Origin of the sequence: Kitasatospora sp. NPDC086791 (assembly GCF_040685975.1) — a bacterium.
Lineage (GTDB): Bacteria > Actinomycetota > Actinomycetes > Streptomycetales > Streptomycetaceae > Kitasatospora.
Map to the genome: position 1 here is coordinate 52,474 of NZ_JBFBOC010000015.1, position 19,938 is coordinate 72,411.

14 protein-coding genes and 1 pseudogene are annotated in these 19,938 nt (G+C 73.6%); 14 read left to right on the plus strand and 1 reads right to left on the minus strand.

Features of this window, described 5'->3' with window-relative positions:
* Window positions 1-47: 47 nt before the first annotated feature.
* From AB0Q99_RS20855 to AB0Q99_RS20875, 5 genes are all read left to right on the plus strand, one after another.
* Complete coding sequence (locus AB0Q99_RS20855) at window positions 48-1,838, plus strand: IucA/IucC family protein (protein ID WP_363573987.1); 1,791 nt, start codon at window positions 48-50, stop codon at window positions 1,836-1,838.
* Window positions 1,730-2,410 carry a GNAT family N-acetyltransferase gene (locus AB0Q99_RS20860; protein WP_363573989.1) on the plus strand — a complete coding sequence of 227 codons (681 nt, stop codon included), beginning with the start codon at window positions 1,730-1,732 and terminating at the stop codon, window positions 2,408-2,410. Before AB0Q99_RS20855 ends, AB0Q99_RS20860 begins: the two co-directional genes overlap by 109 nt.
* Window positions 2,411-2,551: 141 nt before the next feature.
* A complete protein-coding gene (locus AB0Q99_RS20865; protein WP_363573881.1) occupies window positions 2,552-4,003 on the plus strand; it encodes a SidA/IucD/PvdA family monooxygenase in 1,452 nt (483 codons plus the stop codon).
* Entirely contained in the window at window positions 3,981-5,804 is a 1,824-nt protein-coding gene (locus tag AB0Q99_RS20870) for an IucA/IucC family siderophore biosynthesis protein (RefSeq protein ID WP_363573883.1), read from the plus strand. Before AB0Q99_RS20865 ends, AB0Q99_RS20870 begins: the two co-directional genes overlap by 23 nt.
* A 12-nt stretch (window positions 5,805-5,816) precedes the next feature.
* Window positions 5,817-7,931 (plus strand): ATP-dependent DNA helicase, encoded by a 2,115-nt coding sequence (locus AB0Q99_RS20875; RefSeq protein ID WP_363573885.1) that lies wholly within the window; start codon window positions 5,817-5,819, stop codon window positions 7,929-7,931.
* A 149-nt stretch (window positions 7,932-8,080) separates the two neighbouring features.
* Here the strand turns inward: AB0Q99_RS20875 and lexA are convergent, their stop codons facing one another.
* Complete coding sequence (gene lexA / locus AB0Q99_RS20880; protein ID WP_363573887.1) at window positions 8,081-8,962, minus strand: transcriptional repressor LexA; 882 nt, start codon at window positions 8,960-8,962, stop codon at window positions 8,081-8,083.
* Window positions 8,963-9,303: 341 nt separating this feature from the next.
* Here lexA and nrdR point away from each other — a divergent pair, with 341 nt between their 5' ends.
* The 9 genes and pseudogenes from nrdR (at window position 9,304) to AB0Q99_RS20925 (ending at window position 19,649) form a co-directional block, all read left to right on the plus strand.
* Entirely contained in the window at window positions 9,304-9,804 is a 501-nt protein-coding gene (gene nrdR / locus AB0Q99_RS20885; RefSeq protein ID WP_350523372.1) for a transcriptional regulator NrdR, read from the plus strand.
* A 209-nt stretch (window positions 9,805-10,013) separates the two neighbouring features.
* The gene (locus AB0Q99_RS20890; RefSeq protein WP_363573889.1) at window positions 10,014-12,887 is read left to right on the plus strand and encodes a vitamin B12-dependent ribonucleotide reductase; all 2,874 of its coding nucleotides are present in this window, start codon (window positions 10,014-10,016) and stop codon (window positions 12,885-12,887) included.
* A gap of 206 nt (window positions 12,888-13,093) precedes the next feature.
* Window positions 13,094-13,330, plus strand: coding sequence for an RNA polymerase subunit sigma-70 (locus AB0Q99_RS20895; RefSeq protein ID WP_363573891.1), 237 nt, complete (start codon window positions 13,094-13,096; stop codon window positions 13,328-13,330).
* A gap of 401 nt (window positions 13,331-13,731) precedes the next feature.
* Window positions 13,732-15,537, plus strand: coding sequence for an ATP-binding protein (locus AB0Q99_RS20900; protein ID WP_363573893.1), 1,806 nt, complete (start codon window positions 13,732-13,734; stop codon window positions 15,535-15,537).
* Window positions 15,537-16,043, plus strand: coding sequence for a roadblock/LC7 domain-containing protein (locus tag AB0Q99_RS20905; RefSeq protein ID WP_363573894.1), 507 nt, complete (start codon window positions 15,537-15,539; stop codon window positions 16,041-16,043). The genes AB0Q99_RS20900 and AB0Q99_RS20905 overlap by 1 nt, the downstream gene beginning before the upstream one ends.
* Window positions 16,040-16,408 (plus strand): DUF742 domain-containing protein, encoded by a 369-nt coding sequence (locus AB0Q99_RS20910; RefSeq protein WP_363573896.1) that lies wholly within the window; start codon window positions 16,040-16,042, stop codon window positions 16,406-16,408. The genes AB0Q99_RS20905 and AB0Q99_RS20910 overlap by 4 nt, the downstream gene beginning before the upstream one ends.
* Entirely contained in the window at window positions 16,389-17,096 is a 708-nt protein-coding gene (locus AB0Q99_RS20915; RefSeq protein WP_363573898.1) for an ATP/GTP-binding protein, read from the plus strand. Before AB0Q99_RS20910 ends, AB0Q99_RS20915 begins: the two co-directional genes overlap by 20 nt.
* Window positions 17,097-17,140: 44 nt before the next feature.
* Window positions 17,141-18,331: pseudogene (locus AB0Q99_RS20920) on the plus strand (cytochrome P450); the annotation flags it as partial.
* Window positions 18,332-18,434: 103 nt separating this feature from the next.
* Window positions 18,435-19,649 (plus strand): cytochrome P450, encoded by a 1,215-nt coding sequence (locus AB0Q99_RS20925; RefSeq protein WP_363573900.1) that lies wholly within the window; start codon window positions 18,435-18,437, stop codon window positions 19,647-19,649.
* The last annotated feature ends 289 nt before the right edge of the window (window positions 19,650-19,938 follow it).

A 19,938-nucleotide genomic window follows, 5' to 3' on the forward strand; every position in this document is an offset into this window, starting at 1 on the left:
AGGGCGGGCCGCTCCGGCCCGCGGACGGGCCGGGAGGACAGGTGCCGGTGCAGGTTCCGGTGCCTGCGCTGGTGCCGGGCCCCGAGCACCCCGACCCGCTGCTGCACCCCGACCCCGCCGTCGCCGCCGAACAGGCCGCCGTGGAAGCCCTGTTGCGCTGCTGGACGCGGGAGACCGGAGCCCGGCCCGGGCCGGACGCCCGGCTGCGGATCGCCGTCCTCGGCGGCGCCGCCCGGCTCACCGCGCCGGTCCGCTACTGGTCGCCCGGCGGCTGGCACCGCTTCGGACCGGCCACCCTCGCGGCCGGGGAGGGCGGTGTCCTGGGAGAGGGGGCCGACGCCCCGGTGGACGCCGTCACCGCCGCCGCGCTGCTCGCCGCCGCGGCCGCCGACCGGCCCGACCCCGGGCAGGTCGCCGACCTCGCCGCCCGGGTCGCCGACTCGGTCGTCCGCACCGCCGAGATCCTCGCCCACCGCCGTACCGGCGCCGTGCCCGGCGGCCCGGAGCGCTCGCACTTCCTGGCCGCCGAGCAGTCCCTCCTGCTCGGCCACCCGTTGCACCCCACCCCGAAGAGCCGCGACGGCCTCGGCCCGGCCCAGAGCGCCGCCTACTCGCCCGAACTGCACGGCTCCTTCCGACTCCACTGGTACGCGGTGTCCCACGAGCTGCTCGCGGCTGGCTCCGCCGTCTCCGAGAGCGCCGAACGGCTCACCGCCGGCCTGCTCGCCGGAGCCCTCGCGCTGCCGCCCGGCACCGCCGCCCTGCCGCTACACCCCTGGCAGGCCCGCGAACTCGCCCACCGCCCGGCCGTCGCCGCACTGCTCGCCGACGGGCTGCTGCACGACCTGGGGCCGGCCGGCGAGCCCTGGCACCCCACCTCCTCGGTGCGCACCGTCTACCGGCCCGGCACCCCCTGGATGCTCAAGCTCTCGCTCGGCCTGCGGATCACCAACTCCCGCCGGGAGAACCTGCGCAAGGAACTGCACCGCGGCCTGGAGATGCACCGGCTGCTGGAGAGCGGGCTGTCCGCCGAGTGGCGGGCCGCCCACCCCGGCTTCGACATCGTCCGCGACCCGGCCTGGATCGGCGTCGACCACCCGGACCTCGGCGACCCGGGCGGCCTGGACACCGTATTGCGCGCCCAGCCCTTCGCACCCGCCGAGCGCGCGCTGTGCGTCGCCGGGCTGGTCGCCGAGCAGCCGCTCGGCACCGGGGACACCGTGCCGTCCCGGCTCGGCGACATCCTGCGGGCGCTCGCCGCGCGGTGCGGGCGCCCGCTGTGGACCGTCGCCGCCGAATGGTTCCTGCGCTACCTGGACGCCGTCGTCCTGCCCGTCCTGTGGCTGGACGGCCGGGGCGGCATCGCCCTGGAGGCGCACCAGCAGAACAGCCTCGTCCTGCTGGACGACGACGGCTGGCCGAGCGGCGGCCGCTACCGCGACAACCAGGGCTACTACTACCGGGAGAGCGCCGCCGAGCGGCTCACCGCCCGGCTGCCCGGGCTCGGCGCCGACAGCGACACCTTCCTGCCGGACCCGGTGATCGACCACCACTTCGCCTACTACCTGGGCATCAACCACGTCCTCGGCCTGATCGGCGCCTTCGGCTCCCAGCGACTGGCCGACGAAACGGTGCTGCTGGCCGCGCTGCGGCGGTTCCTGGCCGGACCGCGGGCCGCCGCCACCGGCTCGGCGCTGCCCGGGCTGCTGCTGGACGCGCCCACGCTGCCCTGCAAGGCCAACCTGCTCACCCGGATCAACGGCATGGACGAGCTGGTCGGCCCGGTCGCCGGCCAGTCCGTCTACGTGGACATCCCCAACCCGGTGGCGGGCGACTGATGTGGGACGACCTGCCCGGGTGGGGCGCGATCCCCACCCCGGCCGGCGAGTTCCGGCTCGGCCCGGTCCGGCTGCCCGCCGACCTGGAGCTGCTCGCCGGGTGGATGAACGACCCCGAGGTCGCCGCCTTCTGGGAACTCGCCGGGCCGCCCGAGGTCACCGGCCGGCACGTGCGGGCCCAGCTGGACGGCGACGGCCGCAGCGTGCCCTGCCTCGGCCTGCTCGACGGGGAGCCGATGAGCTACTGGGAGGTCTACCGCGCCGACCTCGACCCGCTGGCCGCGCACTACCCGGCCCGGCCGCACGACACCGGCCTCCACCTGCTGCTCGGCCCCTCCGCCAGCCGCGGGCGGGGGCTGGGCGCCGTCCTGCTGGCCGCCCTGACGGAGCGGATCCTGCGCCGCCGGCCGTCCTGCGAACGGGTCGTCGCCGAGCCGGACGTCCGCAACCGGCGCTCGGTCCGGGCCTTCGAACGGGCCGGGTTCCGGGTGGCGGCCGAACTCGACCTGCCCGACAAGCGTGCCGCGCTGATGGTGCGGGCCCGAGCGCCCCGGGCCGCCTGCGCACCCTGAGTCCCCTGAGCTGCTCGAGCCGTTTGAGCCGTTTGAGCCGCGCCGGCGTGGCCCGCCCGACCCGCCCGACCCGCCTGATCCGTCCGATCCCGACCGGCCCGACCCGGCCGACCCCGACCCGCGCCTGACGAGGACTACCCCGTGAACACCCCAGCATCCCCGCCGCCCTACGACCTGCTCGGCGTCGGCATCGGACCGTTCAACCTCTCGCTCGCCGCGCTCGCCGAGCCCGTCCCCGGCCTGCGCACGCTCTTCTGCGACCAGCGGCCGGAGTTCCGCTGGCACCACGGGATGCTGGTGGACGGGGCCCGGATGCAGGTGCCGTTCCTCGCCGACCTGGTCTCGCTGGTGGACCCGACCAACCCGTGGTCCTTCCTCAACTACCTGCGCGAGCAGGACCGGCTGTTCCCGTTCTACTTCGCCGAGCGCTTCCAGCTGCCGCGCCGCGAGTACGACCACTACTGCCGCTGGGCCGCCGAGCGGCTGGCCAACTGCCGCTTCGGCACCGAGGTCACCGCCCTGCACCGGGAAGGCTCCGGCTACCGGGTCGAGTTGACCGACACCGCGACCGGGCGGCGCTCCTCGGTACGGGCCCGCAACCTCGCCCTCGGCGTCGGAACCCGCCCCGTGCTGCCCGAGGCCTTCGCGGGGCTCGCCGGCCATCCGCGGGTCTTCCACTCCGCCGACTACCTGGACCGCCGCGCCGACCTGGCCGGTGCCCGGGACCTCACCGTGGTCGGCAGCGGACAGTCCGGCGCCGAGGTCTTCCTCGACCTGCTCCGCCGCCACGAGGGCGACGGCGTCCGGCTGCGCTGGCTCACCCGCACCCGGGCGCTCGCGCCCATGGAGTACTCCAAACTCGGCCTGGAGCACTTCACCCCCGACTACACCCGCTACTTCCACGGCCTGCCCGGTCCCGTCCGGGACGCCCTGGTCACCGCCCAGTGGCAACTGCACAAGGCAGCCAGCGCCGAGACCCTCGCGGAGATCCACGACCACCTCTACGAGCGCACCATCGGCCGCCCGATCGACGCCGCCCCGGTCGAGATCACCCCCGGCACCGCCGTCACCGACGCCCGCCCCGGCCCCTGCGGCGGCCTCGAACTGCACTGCCGACACACCGACTCCGGCGCCGAGCACGTCCTGCGCACCGACGCCGTGGTGCTCGCCACCGGCTACCGGGCCGCCCGCCCGGCCGCGCTCGAACCGCTCGCCGACCTGATCGACTGGGACGAGCACGGGCGCTACCGGGTCGACCTCGACCACCGGGTCGCCACCCGGCCCGGGCTCACCGGCGGCCTCTACGTCCAGAACGCCGAGCTGCACACCCACGGTGTCGGCACGCCCGACCTCGGGCTCGGCGCCCACCGGGCCGCCGTGATCCTCAACGCCGTCACCGGGCGGACCGTCCACCGGCTGCCCGGCCGCACCGCCTGGACCGGCTTCGCGCCGCCCGTCGCGGCGCCGGCCAACCAGGCGTCGGCCAACCAGGCACCGGCCGCCCAGGCACCGTCGGTCCCCGCGTCCCCCGAGCAGACCCCCGTCCTCCCCCGCCCCCAGGAGCTGACCCGTGCCGCAACAGCCGGCCGCTGAACCGCCGCTCTACCTGCCCCCTCACCTCACCGCCGGGCACTGGCAGCGGGCCGGCCGCGCCCTGCTGGCCAAGATGCTCGGCGAGTTCGCCTACGAGGAGCTGCTCAAACCCGTCCCCGGGGCCCTCGACGGCGAGTACCTGCTGAAGCTGCCGGAGGCCGAGTACCGCTTCACCGCCCGGCGCGGCGCCTACGACGGCTGGCAGGTCGACCCGGAGTCGATCCGCTGCTCCCGCCCGGACGGCCTGGACCCGCTGCGCTTCCTCCCGTACGCCCGCGAGACCCTCGGGATGCGCGGCGAGACCACCGCCCACCTGATCCGCGAGCTCTCCGCCACCCTGACCGCCGACGCCCGCCAGCTCGCCACCGCGCTCACCGCCGCCGAACTCGCCGAACTCGACCACGCCGCGCTGGAGGGCCGCCAGGGCGGCCACCCGTGGATCGTCCCCAACAAGGGCCGGATCGGCTTCTCGGCCGGCGACGCCGCCCGCTGGGCCCCGGAGGCCCGCAGCCCCCGCCCGCTGCCCTGGATCGCCGTGCACCGCCGGCTCGCCCAGTACCGCGGCGTGCCCGGCCTGGAGCGCCCCGAGCAGCTGTACGCCCGCGAGCTGGACGACCCGGACGCACTGCGCGCCGCGCTCGGCCCGGACGCCGACGACTACCTGCTGCTGCCCGTCCACCCCTGGCAGTGGGACGAGACGGTCCTGCCGCTGTTCGCGCCCTGGATCGCCTCCGGCGAGATCGTCCCGCTGCCCTCCGACGGCGACCCACGGCTGCCCCAGCAGTCCATCCGCTCCTTCTTCAACACCGCCCGCCCCGAGCGCTGCACCGTCAAGCTGCCGCTGTCCATCCTCAACACCCTGGTCTGGCGCGGTCTGCCCACCGAACGCACCCTCGCCGCGCCCGCCGTCACCGCCTGGCTGCACGGCCTGCGCGACGCCGACCCGTTCCTGCGCGACGAGTGCCGGGTCGTCCTTCTCGGCGAGATCGCCTCCGTCACCGTCGACCACCCGTTGTACGGGGAGATGCCCGAGGCGCCCTACCAGTACAAGGAACTGCTCGGCGCGATCTGGCGCGAACCGCTCGGCCCCTTCCTCGACGACGGCGAGCGCGCCCGCACCCTGGCCGCCCTGCTGCAGACCGGCTCCGACGGGCGGGCCCTCGCCGCCGAGCTGATCGCCCGCTCCGGGCTCACCCCCGCCGAGTGGACCGGCCGGCTGTTCGCCGCGATGCTGCCGCCGTTGCTGCACTTCCTCTACCGCTACGGACTGGTCTTCTCCCCGCACGGCGAGAACGCCATCGTGGTCTTCGACGAGCGGGACACCCCGGCCCGGCTCGCGGTCAAGGACTTCGTGGACGACGTCAACCTCAGCTCGCACGACCTCCCCGAGCTGCGCGACCTGCCCGCCGAGGTGGCCGACGTGCTGCTCCGGGAAGGCGCGCAGGGGCTCTGCCAGTTCATCCACTCCGGGCTGTTCATCGGCGTCTTCCGCTACCTCGCCCCGCTGCTGGAGGCGCACACCGGACTGCCCGAGGCCGAGTTCTGGGCCCTGCTGCGGGCCGGGATCCGCCGCCACCAGGACCGCTTCCCCGAGCTGAGCGAGCGCTTCGAGCTGTTCGACCTGTTCCGGCCCCGGATCGACCGGCTCTGCCTCAACCGCAACCGGCTGCTCCTGGACGGCTACCAGGACCGCCCGCACCGCCCGCACGCCGCCCGGTTCGGGACCGTGCCGAACGCGCTGGTGGAGGTGGACGTGCGGCCGTCCGCGCGAGGGGCCCGGATTGTCACCCCCGCCCCGTAGGGTGGGAGCGTCATGACGAACGACTCCGAATCCCAGCTCGCGGCGGACCACGGCGAAGACGCCGACGAGCCCGTCGCCGTCCCGCGCTCGCGGATCCCCGACCTGCTGCACGCCGCCGTGGCGGCCGTCGGCGGCGTCGAGCGCCCCGGTCAGGTCCGGATGGCCGAGGCCGTCGCCGACGCCGTCGACCACGGCGAGCACCTGCTCGTCCAGGCCGGCACCGGCACCGGGAAGTCCCTCGCCTACCTGGTGCCCGCGCTCGCCCACGGGGACCGCGTGGTGATCGCCACCGCCACCCTGGCGCTGCAGCGCCAGCTGGTGGAGCGGGACCTGCCGCGCACCGTCGAGGCGCTGCACCCGGCGCTGCGCCGCCGCCCGCTGTTCGCGATGCTCAAGGGCCGCTCCAACTACCTGTGCCTGCACCGGGCCAACGAGGGCACCCCGAGCGACGAGGGCGAGGGCCTGTTCGACCCGGTGGACGCGCTCGGCGGGCCCACCGGCAAGCTCGGGCAGGACGTGCTGCGGCTGCGCGACTGGGCCGAGGAGACCGACACCGGGGACCGCGACGACCTCAGCCCCGGCGTCTCCGACAAGGCCTGGGCCCAGCTGTCGGTCACCTCCAAGGAGTGCCTGGGCGCCACCCGCTGCGCGTACGGGCAGGAGTGCTTCGCCGAGAAGGCGCGGGAGCGGGCCAAGCTGGCCGACGTGGTGGTCACCAACCACGCGATGCTCGCGATCGACGCGATCGAGGGCGCGCCGGTGCTGCCCGAGCACGGACTGCTGATCGTCGACGAGGCCCACGAGCTGGTCAACCGGGTCACCGGCGCGGCCACCGCCGAGCTGACCGTCGGCGCGGTCAACCGGGCCGTGAAGCGGGCCGCCCGGCTCGCCAACGAGAAGGCCGTGGACGCCCTGCAGGCCGCCGCCGAGAACTACCACGGCCTGATGGAGACCGCCCAGCCCGGCCGGGTCGAGGAACTGCCCGAGTACCTGGCGTACGCGGTCACCGCGATCCGGGACGCCTCCCGCCAGGTGATCACCTCGCTGGGCGAGACCAGGGACAAGGGGCTCAGCGACGAGGACGCCGTCCGCAAGCAGGCGATGGCCTCGGCCGAGACGCTGCACGAGACCGCCGAGCGGCTGCTGGAGGACTCCGAGTACGACGTGGTCTGGATCGAGCGCAGCGACCGCTACGGGCTGGGCACCGCCTCGCTGCGGGTCGCCCCGCTGAGCGTCTCCGGGCTGCTGCGGGAGGGGCTGTACAAGGAGCGCTCGGTCGTCCTCACCTCGGCCACGCTCAAGCTCGGCGGGGACTTCAACGGTGTCGCGGCCTCCGTCGGCCTGCCCTCCGAGACCCGGCTGCCGGACGTCCGCACGGCCGGGGACAATCCGGAGCCCGGCCCGGGGTTCGGCGAGGACGCGGTGCAGTACTGGCGCGGGATCGACGTCGGCTCCCCGTTCAAGTACCCCAAGCAGGGCATCCTGTACGTCGCCAGGCACCTGGCCGATCCCGGGCGCGATCCCGAACGGCCGGACATGCTGGACGAGTTGGCCGAACTGATCGGCGCGGCCGGCGGGCGGACGCTGGGGCTGTTCTCCTCGATGCGCGGCGCCCAGACGGCCGCCGAGGCGATGCGCGAGCGGCTGGACCAGCGGATCCTGCTCCAGGGGGAGGACACCCTGGGCGAGTTGATCCGGGACTTCGCCGCGGACGCGTCCACCTGCCTGTTCGGCACGCTCTCGCTCTGGCAGGGCGTGGACGTGCCCGGCTCGTCCTGCCAGCTGGTCGTGATGGACCGGATCCCGTTCCCGCGGCCGGACGACCCGCTGATGAGCGCCCGTCAGAAGGACGTCGAACAGCGCGGCGGGAACGGCTTCATGGCGGTCGCGGCGACGCACGCGGCGCTGCTGATGGCGCAGGGCGCGGGCCGGCTGGTGCGCGCGGCGGACGACCGGGGCGTGGTCGCGGTGCTCGACCCGCGGGTGGAGACCAAGCGGTACGGGGGCTTCTTCCGCTCCTCGATGCCCGAGTTCTGGTACACCACGGACCGCAACCAGGTGCGCCGCTCGCTGGCGGCGATCGACGCCTCGGCGGCGCCGGTGCGGCCGGTGGAGAAGCGCGGCTGAGGAGGAACGCCGGAACGGCAACGCCGGAGCGGCAAACGCCGGAGGGGCTCCCCGCGGGTGCGGTGGAGCCCCTTCCCGGTGTCCGTGGCCCGGTCCGTGTCCGGCCGGGTGCGCCGCCCCGTGCCGTGCGGGCGGCAGGCGGCGGGCGCTCAGAGGCGGCGCAGGACCGCGACGACCTTGCCCAGGATGGTCGCGTTGTCGCCGTTGATCGGCTCGTACGCCGGGTTGTGCGGCATCAGCCAGATCCGGCCGTCCTCGCGCTTGAGCCGCTTGACGGTGGCCTCGCCGTCGATCATCGCGGCCACGATGTCGCCGTTCTCGGCGACCGGCTGGCGGCGCACCGTGACCCAGTCGCCGTCGCAGATGGCGGCCTCGATCATCGAGTCGCCGCGCACGGTGAGCGCGAACAGCTCGCCCTCGCCGACCAGCTGGCGGGGCAGCGGGAAGACGTCCTCGACCGTCTGCTCGGCCAGGATCGGCCCGCCGGCCGCGATCCGGCCCACCAGCGGCACGTAGGAGGTGGACGGCCGGCCGGCCGTCTCGGCGGTGTTGGGACGGGCCACCTCGACGCCGCGGACCTCGTAGGCGCGCGGACGGTGCGGGTCCCGGCGGAGGAAGCCCTTGCGCTCCAGGGCCATCAGCTGGTGGGCCACCGAGGAGGTGCTGGACAGGCCGACGGCCTGGCCGATCTCGCGCATGGACGGCGGGTACCCCCGGCGCTGGACGGAATCCCGGATGACCTCGATCACCCGGCGCTGGCGCTCGGTGAGGCCGGCCTCGTCGGTCCGGATGCCGGGGGGGCGGCCGGGCGTCGCGCGGGCCGGCGCGGGGTGGGCGTCATCCAGGGCGGGGGAGTGTTCGATCGGCTGGTCGGGCACCCGGTTCGAGCCGGAAAGGGCCGTGCCGGAGAGCCGGTGGTCTTCGCTGCGGTCCATGCTGATGTCCACACTCTGCTGATTCGTGGTGCGCTGCCCCACCTTGAACTGGGAGTGTTCCTGCACCGGGATGGTGTTGCTTTCGATCGTGTTCACGGCGGCCCCTCTCGACGGCTGTCCTCTCCCTTTTCCAGCCCAACGCACCGCCTATCGAAAGGTTGCGCCAAACACACGTTCGAGTGAATTATTCGGGAGTTGGCTGACTCGATCAAGGCTTTGTTGTACATCGAGTAAATGTTCGACCGGAAGTCGACTCCGGCAGTCTAATCGGCGTCGACACGCCAGGGGTGGTGCTTCCCCCGAAGGCCTAGATGTAGTGGCTACAGTCCTCTCCGTGCCCAGTACTAGTGGTCGCCCGCATGATCGGCTTGCCGAGAGCGGGGGCACATCGCTTAGACTCGACCGGTCCGCACGATCTGCCAGGGAGGGATCCCGAGGTGCACTGCCCCTTCTGCCGGCACTCCGACAGCCGCGTTGTCGACAGCCGGACCACCGAGGACGGCAGCTGTATCCGGCGCCGCCGGCAGTGCCCTGACTGCGGCCGCCGCTTCACCACGGTGGAGACGGCCGCGCTGATGGTCATCAAGCGCAGCGGCGTCACCGAGCCGTTCTCCCGGCAGAAGGTCATCACCGGCGTCCGCAAGGCCTGCCAGGGCCGACCGGTCACCGAGGACGCGCTGGCCCAGCTCGGCCAGCGAGTCGAGGAGTGCGTGCGCGCCAGCGGCAGCGCCGAGCTGACCACCCACGACGTGGGCCTGGCCATACTCGGCCCGCTCAAGGAACTCGACGTGGTCGCGTACCTGCGCTTCGCCAGCGTGTACCAGGCCTACGACGGACTGGAAGACTTCGAGGCCGCCATCGCGGAACTCCGCGCCGAACGGCCCCGCACCCCGGAGACGGACGACGCCCGCGTGTCCGTCTCCGCCGCCGCGCCCTAGGAGGCGCCGGCCCATCGGCCCCGATCGGGGTCCGGCCGCACCACACCGGCCCCACGGGGCCCCGGCGTGCCCGGAAACGGGACGCAGAACACTACAAACCGTGCGCAAACAGGCAGGGTCTCCGCCTGCCCGCACACCGGAAGAACGAACCAGCGGTGCCCGGATTTTTCAGGGCACTTCGGGCGTTTGCCCAGGAGGAGGAGCGAGAAGTGACAGACACCACGAGCGGTTCCGCACGCGGGTCGAAGTCCGAGAAGGCCGCGGCCAAGGGCACGAAGGCCTCGAAGGGCGGTCTCCGGACGGAGCGCATCTACACCACTCCTGGCGTGCACCCGTACGACGAGGTCCGCTGGGAGCGTCGCGACGTCGTCATGACCAACTGGCGTGACGGGTCGATCAACTTCGAGCAGCGCGGCGTCGAGTTCCCCGACTTCTGGTCGGTCAACGCCGTCAACATCGTCACCTCCAAGTACTTCCGCGGCGCGGTCGGCACCCCGCAGCGCGAGTGGAGCCTCAAGCAGATCATCGACCGCGTGGTGCTCACCTACCGCGCGGCCGGCGAGAAGCACGGCTACTTCGCCACCCCGGACGACGCCGAGATCTTCGAGCACGAGCTGACGCACGCCCTCCTCCACCAGGTGTTCAGCTTCAACTCGCCGGTCTGGTTCAACGTCGGCACCAAGCAGCCCCAGCAGGTCAGCGCCTGCTTCATCCTGTCCGTCGACGACTCCATGGAGTCGATCCTCGACTGGTACAAGGAAGAGGGCATGATCTTCAAGGGCGGCTCCGGCGCCGGCCTCAACCTCTCCCGGATCCGCTCCTCGAAGGAGCTGCTGTCCTCCGGCGGCAACGCCTCCGGCCCGGTCTCCTTCATGCGCGGCGCCGACGCCTCGGCCGGCACCATCAAGTCCGGCGGCGCCACCCGCCGGGCGGCCAAGATGGTCGTGCTCGACGTCGACCACCCGGACGTCGAGGCCTTCATCGAGACCAAGGTGAAGGAGGAGGAGAAGATCCGCGCCCTGCGCGACGCGGGCTTCGACATGGACCTCGGCGGGGACGACATCACCTCCGTCCAGTACCAGAACGCCAACAACTCGGTCCGGGTCTCCGACGAATTCATGACCGCCGTCGAGAACGGCACCGAATTCGGCCTGCGCGCCCGGATGACCGGCGAGGTCATCGAGACCGTCGACGCGAAGAAGCTCTTCCGCAAGATGGCCGAGGCCGCCTGGGCCTGCGCCGACCCCGGCATCCAGTACGACTCCACCATCAACCACTGGCACACCTGCCCGGAGTCGGGGCGCATCAACGCCTCCAACCCCTGCTCCGAGTACATGCACCTGGACAACTCCAGCTGCAACCTCGCCTCGCTCAACCTGATGAAGTTCCTGCGCGACGACGACTCCTTCGACGCGGCGACCTTCGCCAAGGTGGTCGAGCTGGTCATCACCGCGATGGACATCTCCATCTGCTTCGCCGACTTCCCGACCGAGAAGATCGGCGAGACCACCCGGGCCTACCGCCAGCTCGGCATCGGCTACGCCAACCTCGGCGCCCTGCTGATGGCCACCGGCCACGCCTACGACAGCGAGGGCGGCCGCGCCCTGGCCGGCGCCATCACCTCGCTGATGACCGGCACCGCCTACCGCCGCGGCGCCGAACTCGCCGGTGTGGTGGGCCCGTACGACGGCTACGCCCGCAACGCGGCCGCGCACCAGCAGGTCATGAAGCAGCACGCGGACGCCTCGCTCGACGCCGTCTCGGTGGACGAGCTGGACGCCCCGGTCCGGCTGGCGGCCAACCGCACCTGGCAGGACGTCGTGCGCCTCGGCGCGCAGAACGGCTTCCGCAACGCCCAGGCCTCGGTGCTCGCCCCGACCGGCACCATCGGCCTGATGATGGACTGCGACACCACCGGCGTCGAGCCCGACCTGGCCCTGGTCAAGTTCAAGAAGCTCGTCGGCGGCGGCTCGATGCAGATCGTCAACGGCACCGTTCCGCGGGCCCTCAAGCGCCTCGGCTACCAGGACGAGCAGATCGAGGCGATCGTCGCCCACATCGCCGAGCACGGCAACGTGGTGGACGCGCCGGGCCTGAAGTCCGAGCACTACGAGGTGTTCGACTGCGCGATGGGCGAGCGCTCCATCTCCCCGATGGGGCACGTGCGGATGATGTCGGCGATCCAGCCGTGGATCTCCGGCGCCATCTCCAAGACCGTGAACATGCCGGCCACCGCGACCGTCGAGGACGTCGAGGAGATCTACTTCGAGGCGTGGAAGATGGGCGTCAAGGCGCTCGCCATCTACCGCGAGAACTCGAAGGTCGGCCAGCCGCTCTCGGCCAAGAAGAAGGACTCCGAGGCCAAGGCCGAGCAGGCCGCCGCCCCGGCCGCGGTCGAGAAGGTCGTCGAGTACCGCCCGGTCCGCAAGCGCCTGCCGAAGGGCCGTCCGGGCATCACCACCTCCTTCACGGTCGGTGGCGCCGAGGGCTACATGACCGCCAACTCCTACCCGGACGACGGCCTGGGCGAGGTCTTCCTGAAGATGTCCAAGCAGGGCTCGACCCTCGCGGGCATGATGGACGCCTTCTCGATCGCCGTCTCGGTCGGCCTGCAGTACGGCGTCCCGCTGGAGACCTACGTCTCGAAGTTCACCAACATGCGCTTCGAGCCGGCCGGTCTGACCGACGACCCGGACGTGCGGATGGCGCAGTCGATCGTCGACTACATCTTCCGCCGCCTCGCGCTGGACTTCCTGCCGTTCGAGACCCGCTCGGCGCTCGGCATCCACTCCGTCGAGGAGCGCCAGCGCCACCTGGAGACGGGCTCGTACGAGCCGCTGGAGGCCGAGGAGCTCGACACCGAGTCGCTCGCCCAGTCGGCCCCGGTGGTCGTCCAGCCGGTCCCGGTCGTCGAGGCGCCCAAGGCGGCCCCGAAGCAGGCCCACAACTCCACGGAGCTGATGGAGATCCAGCTCGGCCTCAACGCCGACGCCCCGCTCTGCTTCTCCTGCGGCACCAAGATGCGCCGTGCCGGCAGCTGCTACCTCTGCGAGGGCTGCGGCTCCACCAGCGGCTGCAGCTGACCCTGTTCGACCCGGTCTTCACCCTGAGGTGAAGACCTGAGGCGGGGCGAGGACTTCACGTCCTCGCCCCGCCTCTTTGCCGTTCCCGGAACCATCGAGGACGCGGGGCGAAGCGGAGGTGGCGCGGGGGTCGAGGTCCGGGACCGTGAAACCGAGGCTGTCAACCGGGGTTGACAGGCGGGCGGGTGTCAACCAAGGTTGACGACATGAGTGAGAGCGGAGAACTCGCGGCCGCGGCGAGCAGTCGTGACCCCGCGGTGGGGCTCCGGGCGGTCCGGGCCCTGCGTGATCTGGCGGACCGGCTGGAGGGCCTGCAGGTGGGCAGCGCCCGGTCGCAGGGCTGGTCCTGGCAGGACATCGCGGTCTGTCTCGGGGTGACCCGGCAGGCCGTGCACAAGAAGTACGCGAAGCGCGGTACCCGTGGCGACCAGGACGGAGGCTGAGAGATGTTCGAGCGTTTCACCGACCGGGCCCGGCAGGTGGTGGCCGCCGTCCTGGTCGGGGCGGGCCTGGACCGGGAGGTCGCGCGGCGGGCGGTCGAGCGGGCGCTGGGCTGAACCCTCCGGCCGGGTGCCGACTGTGAAGCGGGCCGCTCGGTCGTGCGGGGGTTGCGTCGCCAATCGGTGTGCGGCTCGTGGATGGAGGAGACTGCCCGTCAACTGGCCGCTTGAGGCCAATGTCTGAATCGATATGATCGGCCGAAAGCGTGAACCGATCAGCCGCCCGGAGACGTTTGGCTACGTCCCGGGCGGTCTGATATGCGCCCGACCAGCTGTCGGCGGTCGCGATCGTCGCCGACCCGCCGCCGTGCCGCCGCCCGCCGACGTTGCCGAGGACCGCACCGATGAGAGAAGCCACCAGCCCCGACGGCCCGCCGCGCCGACGGCCCGCGCCGCGCACCGTCGCCCTGACGGCCGCCGCCGTCCTGCTGGCGCTGGTCGCCGCACCGGTCGGCGTCACCCGGGCCCTGGGCGCGAACCAGCCGCTCACCGCCCTCGCCGTGGGCGCCGTCACCGTCCTGTGGCTGATCGCCGTCGGCCTCGCGGCGACCGGCGCCGAGCGCTCCCGCCGGCTCGCCGAGGACGTGGAGGAGCAGCACCAGGAGGCGATGACGGCGCTGGTCGTCGCCGGCTCCGCCCGGCAGGCCGAGACGGCGGCCAAGGGGCGCGCCGCCGCCGCGGAGGCCGAGCGGGACGCCGCCCGCGCGGGGCAGGCCCGCGCCGAGGCGGACGCCGAAGCCGCGCGCGCCGAGCTGGACCGGGTGCGGGCCGAGCTGGACGCCGAGCGGGCCGTGGCCGAGGCGGAGCGGGCACGGGCCGGGGCCGAGCGCGCCGAGCTGGACCGGATCGCCGAGGGCGTGCTGCCCGAGGTGGTGAAGAAGCTGCGCGACGGCGCGGCCGTGGACAGCGCGCTGGCCGCTCACCGCAAGCACCCCCAGTACGCGCTGCTGCGCGCGGTCGGCGAGGAGATCGGCCGGGGCGAGCGGCTGCGGGCCGCCGCGCTCGCGGTCTGCGCGACCGCCGCCGGGCGGGTCCAGGCGCTGGCCACGAGCATGCACGCCGAACTGCGCGAGATGCAGCACCGGCACGACGAGGAGGTCCTCGGCGACCTGCTGAGCCTGGACCACTCGACCGCCCAGGCGGGCCGGATGGCCGACAGCATCGCGGTGCTCACCGGTGCCCGCTCGGGCCGCCGCTGGGCCAAGCCGATCGCGGTGGAGTCGGTGCTGCGCGGCGCGCTCGGCCGGATCGGCGCCTACCAGCGGGTGCGGCTGCACAACGCCAGCACCGCCTCGGTCGCAGGCTACGCCGCCGAGGGCATCATGCACGCGCTGGCCGAGCTGCTGGACAACGCCACCAACTTCTCCGCCCCGCCGGCCGAGGTGCACGTCTACGTCGAGGAGGTGCCCGCCGGGCTGGTGGTCACCGTCGAGGACAGCGGGCTCGGGCTGGGCGAGAGCTGGCTGCGCCGGGCCGAACGGGCCGTCTCCGCCGATCCGTTGGACCTCACCACACTGTCCGCCGGGACCCGGCTTGGGCTCGCGGTGGTCGGCGTCCTGGCGCGCAAGCACGGGCTGCAGATCTCCTTCCGGCCGTCGGCGCGCGGCGGTACGGGGGTGGTGATGCTGATCCCCCAGCAGCTGGTCTCGCACCCGGCGCCGGCCGCGGCGCCTGTTCCGGCAGCCGGCTCGGCGTCCGTGCCGGCGTCCATGCCGGCGTCCGTGTCGAGGCAGGCGCCGGGCGCGGAGTCCGTGCGCCCCGCGCTCACTCCCGCCCGCCCGGCTCCCGCTCGTCCGGCTCCCGCGCCGCTGCCGCCGGCGGCCCCCGCGCCGACCGCGCTCACCGCTCCGGCCGCTCCCGCGGGCGTCACCGCAGCCGCTCCCGCCGCCCCCCTGCCGCCCGCGCCCACCCGGATGACCGACAGCGGCCTGCCGCAGCGTCGGCGCGGGCAGACGCTGACCACCGCCCCGGCGGCGGACCGGGCCGCGAAGCCCGTCCGCACCGACGCGGTGAGCGCGGCCGCCCGGTTCGGCGCGTTCCGCCGGGCCGCCGCCCGGCCGGTGGAGGGCGAGCAGGGCTCCACCGCCACGCCGACCACGGCACCCGACACCACACCCGACGCTTCCCCCGCCACCGAGAAGGACACCTGATGAGCAGCGCCCCCGATCGCGACCTCGACTGGCTGTTGGAGAACCTGCTGGCGGCTACCCCCGGCACCCGGCACGCCCTGGTTCTCTCCGCCGACGGCCTCAAGCTCTGCCACACCGCAGGGCTGAGTACGGACCGGGCCGACCAGCTGGCGGCGATCGCCTCCGGTCTGCAGAGCCTGGCGCACGGCGCCTCGATCGAGTTCGGCGACGGAAGCGGCGGCGTCCGGCAGTCGATGACCGAGTTCCACGGCGGCATCCTGTGCATCGTGGCGGCCGGCGAGGGCGCCCACCTCGCGGTGGTCACCGACGACGACGCGGACGTGGGCGTGGTCGGCCACAACATGCACGGTCTGATCGAGCAGATCGGCGTCCACCTCAGCGCCCCGGCCCGCGGCTCGGCGGACGGTGGGGAGGACGGCGCGGAGCACGGCGCCGGGGCGGAGGAGCGGGCCGCGGACGGGGCCGCCGACGGGAGCGCCGCCACACCGGAGGGCGCGGGGATATGACGGACGGGCCGGTGCTGCCGGGCCGTGACGACGACCCGGACCGCCTCTACACCATCACCAAGGGTCGCAGCCGCGCCCCGGAGAACGCCTTCGACCTGGTCACCCTGATCGTCGCCGAACGGCAGCCGGCGCCCGGGATGCAGTCGGAGCACGTCCGGATCCTGCGGATGTGCGAGGCCCCGACCGCCGTCGTGGAGGTGGCGGCGGAGCTGGCGCTGCCCATCTCGGTGGTGAAGATCCTGCTCGGCGACCTCCTGGAGTCCGGGGCGGTCACCGCCCGCCACCCCCGGTTCGCGCCGAACAAGGCCCGGCTGCCCGACCTCGACACGCTGAAGCAGGTGCTGCATGGCCTCCAACGGCTCTGACGTCCGGCCGGCCGCCGCGCGCACCCCGCTGCGGGCGACCGCCGACAACGCGCTCAAGATCGTCGTGGTCGGCGGCTTCGGAGTGGGCAAGACCACCCTGGTCGGTTCGGTCAGCGAGATCCGTCCGCTGAACACCGAGGAGGTGATGACCCGGGCGGGGGAGGGCATCGACCCGGCCGGTTCCTGGGGCAAGCGCTCCACGACGGTCGCCTTCGACTTCGGCCGGATCACCCTCTCCGAGCGCCAGGTGCTGTACCTGTTCGGCGCGCCCGGGCAGGAGCGCTTCTGGTTCCTCTGGGACCGCCTGTTCAGCGGCGCCCTGGGGGCGGTCGTCCTGGTGGACACCCGGCGGCTGGAGGACTCCTGGTACGCGATCGACCGGCTGGAACACCACGGCACCCCGTTCATCGTGGCCCGCAACAACTTCGGCGAGCCGACCCACAGCCTGGAGCAGGTCCGCGAGGCGCTGGACCTGTCGGCCGAGGTGCCGCTGGTGGACTGCGACGCGCGTGACCGCGAGTCGGGCAAGCGGGTGCTGATCGGGCTGGTCCACCACCTGGCTGCCCTGGCCGGAGCCGACGCGGCCGACCTGGCCCACCTGGCTGACCCGGCCGACCCGACCGGCTCCGACGTGGCTGCCGCCCCGGCAGCGGCCCCCACCGCGATGTACGAGGAGAGCACCCCGTGACCGAGCCCGCCGTCACCCCGCCCCCGGGCTGCCCGGCGCACGCCGGCGCCACGCCGCTGTACGGGCCGCGCTTCCAGACCGACCCGGCCCAGCTTTACCGCGAGCTGCGCGCCGCGCACGGCCCGGTCGCCCCGGTCGAGCTGGCCGGCGGCGTGCCGGCCTGGCTGGTCATCGGCTACCGCGAGCTGCAGCTGGTGACCGGTCAGCCGCAGCTGTTCGGACGTGACTCCACTCGCTGGAACGCCTGGGAGTCGCTGCCCGCCGACTGGCCGCTGAAGCCGATGATGGCGCCCGTCCCCTCGATCATCTACGCCGAGGGCGAGGAGCACGTCCGGCGCTCGCGCGCGGTCACCGACGCGCTGGCCGCGATCGACCCGTACGAGCTGCGCAAGCACTCCGAGGAGATCGCCGACCGGCTGATCGACGAGTTCGCCGGCCGCGGTGAGGCGGACCTGGTCGCCGAGTACGCGCACCGGATGCCGCTGCTGGTGCTCTGCCGGGTGCTCGGCCTGGACGAGGAGCAGGCGCCGCAGCTGATCGCCGCGCTGCTGTCGATGCTGGACGGCGGCCCCGACGCGCCGGCCGGCGCCCAGCGGCTGCTGGAGCTGATGCTCGCCCTGGTCGAGGAGAAGGCCGAGCACCCGGGCGCCGACGTGGCCTCGCGGATGCTGGAGCACGAGGCCGGGCTGACCCACGACGAGGTGATGCGCGACCTGCGGGTGCTGCTGATCGCCGGCCACCAGCCGTCCTCGTACTGGATCTCCAACGCGCTGCGGCTGATGCTCACCGACGAGCGGTTCGCCGCTTCGCTGGCGGGCGGGCGGCGCAGCATCAGCCAGGCGCTCAACGAGGCGCTCTGGGAGGACACGCCGACCCAGATCTTCGCCGGGCGCTGGGCGATCCGGGACACCCAGCTGGGCGGCCAGCGGATCGGCGCGGGCGACATGCTGCTGCTGGGCTTCGCCGGGGCGAACGCGGACCCGTCGGTCCGGCGGGCCGACGGCCGCCCGGCCGAGGGCAACCGGGCGCACATGAGCTACTCGTACGGCGAGCACGGCTGCCCGTTCCCGGCCCAGGAGGCGGCCGAGGTGATCGCGACCACCGCGATCGAGGTGCTGCTGGACCGGCTGCCGGACCTGCGGCTGGCGGTGGCCGAGCACGCGCTGGTGTGGCGGCCGTCGGCCTGGGTGCGGGGGCTGGTGGCGTTGCCGGTCGCGTTCACTCCGGGCCACTAGGCCTGATCCGCCGGTGGCCGCCTGCCCGGTGTCCGTGCCCGCCGGCGCCCGTGCCTGCCGGTGGCCGGGCCCGTCGATCCCCGTCGTCCGAAGGAGAGTTGCGATGACCGCTGTCCCGGCCCCGATCGTCCTCGACCCGCTGGCCCGTGACAACGCGGCCGAGGGTGCCCTGCTGCGGGCCGCCGGCCCGGTGGTGCCGGTCGAGCTGCCGGGCGGCGTGGCCGCCTGGGCGGTGACCCGGCACGCGGAGGCGCGTGCCCTGCTGACGGACGCCCGGCTGGTGAAGGACGCCGCGCACTGGGGGGCCTACCAGCGCGGCGAGGTGCCGACGACCTGGCCGCTGATCGGCCTGGCGCTGCCCGGTCCGAGCATGGTGACGACGGACGGCGCGGAGCACCGCCGGCTGCGGGCGCTGGTCGCGCAGGCCTTCACCCCGCGCCGGGTGGAGCTGATGCGTCCGCGCGTCGAGGAGGTCACCCACGCGCTGCTGGACGCGCTGGCGGCGGGTGAGCCGGAGGTCGACCTGAAGACGGCCTTCGCCTTCCCGCTGCCGATGACGGTGATCTGCTCGCTGCTGGGCGTCCCGGAGTCGGACCACGGTGTGCTGCGCGACCTGTACGAGCGGTTCTTCGGCATCAAGCCGAACCCGGAGGGCATCCAGGCGACCGTCGCCGGGCTGAACGCCTTCGTCAACGACCTGGTGGCGCAACGCCGTTCGGCCCCCGGCGAGGACCTGGCGAGCGCGCTGCTGGCGGCTGACACCGAGGGCGGGGCGCTGACCGACGCGGAGGCGGCGGCCACCCTGCGGGTGATCATCGCGGCCGGCCACGAGACCACGGTGAACCTGATCGGCAACGCGGTGCGGGCGCTGCTGGCGCACCCGGACCAGCTGGAGCTGGTGCGCGCGGGGCGGGTGTCGTGGGACGCGGTGGTCGAGGAGTCGCTCCGCTGGACGCCCCCGACCAGCAACTTCCTGTTCCGCTTCACCGCCGCGGAGGTCCCGGTCGGGGACCTGGTGATCCCGGCGGGCGAGCCGGTGCTGGTCTCGTACAACGCGATCGGCCGCGATCCGCTGCAGCACGGGGTGACGGCGGAGCTGTTCGACATCACCCGGGACCCGTCCCGCCACCTGTCCTTCGGGCACGGCCCGCACGTCTGCCCGGGCTCGCCGCTGGCACGGCTGGAGGCGGGGGTCGCGCTGCCGGCGTTGTTCGAGCGGTTCCCGGAGCTGGCGCTGGCGGTGCCGGACGCCGAGCTGCGGCCGAGCGGGTCGCTGGTGGTCAACAGTCTGCTGGAGCTCCCGACCCGGCTGTTCTGATGTGACGTCATGACACCTGCCCCGTACGGACTTTCGGGCGGGGCCCTCGGATCCCGGCAGTCGCGGCCCGCATCGCGCCGGTCGTGGGTCACGGTCGGGACACCGGCTCGTGAAGGGCGAACGCGGACCTTGGCGGAGGGCTGCCGCTGCGTTAACGTCTTCGATCAGTTCGGTCGCCGTCCGTCCGCGATCCCTGTGGGCCCATTTCCGGTACAGCGCAATGTCGTTCAGCCACCGTCGGCAGCACGCCCTGGCGAGGAGGACCACATTGACTCCCAACCCGACCGCG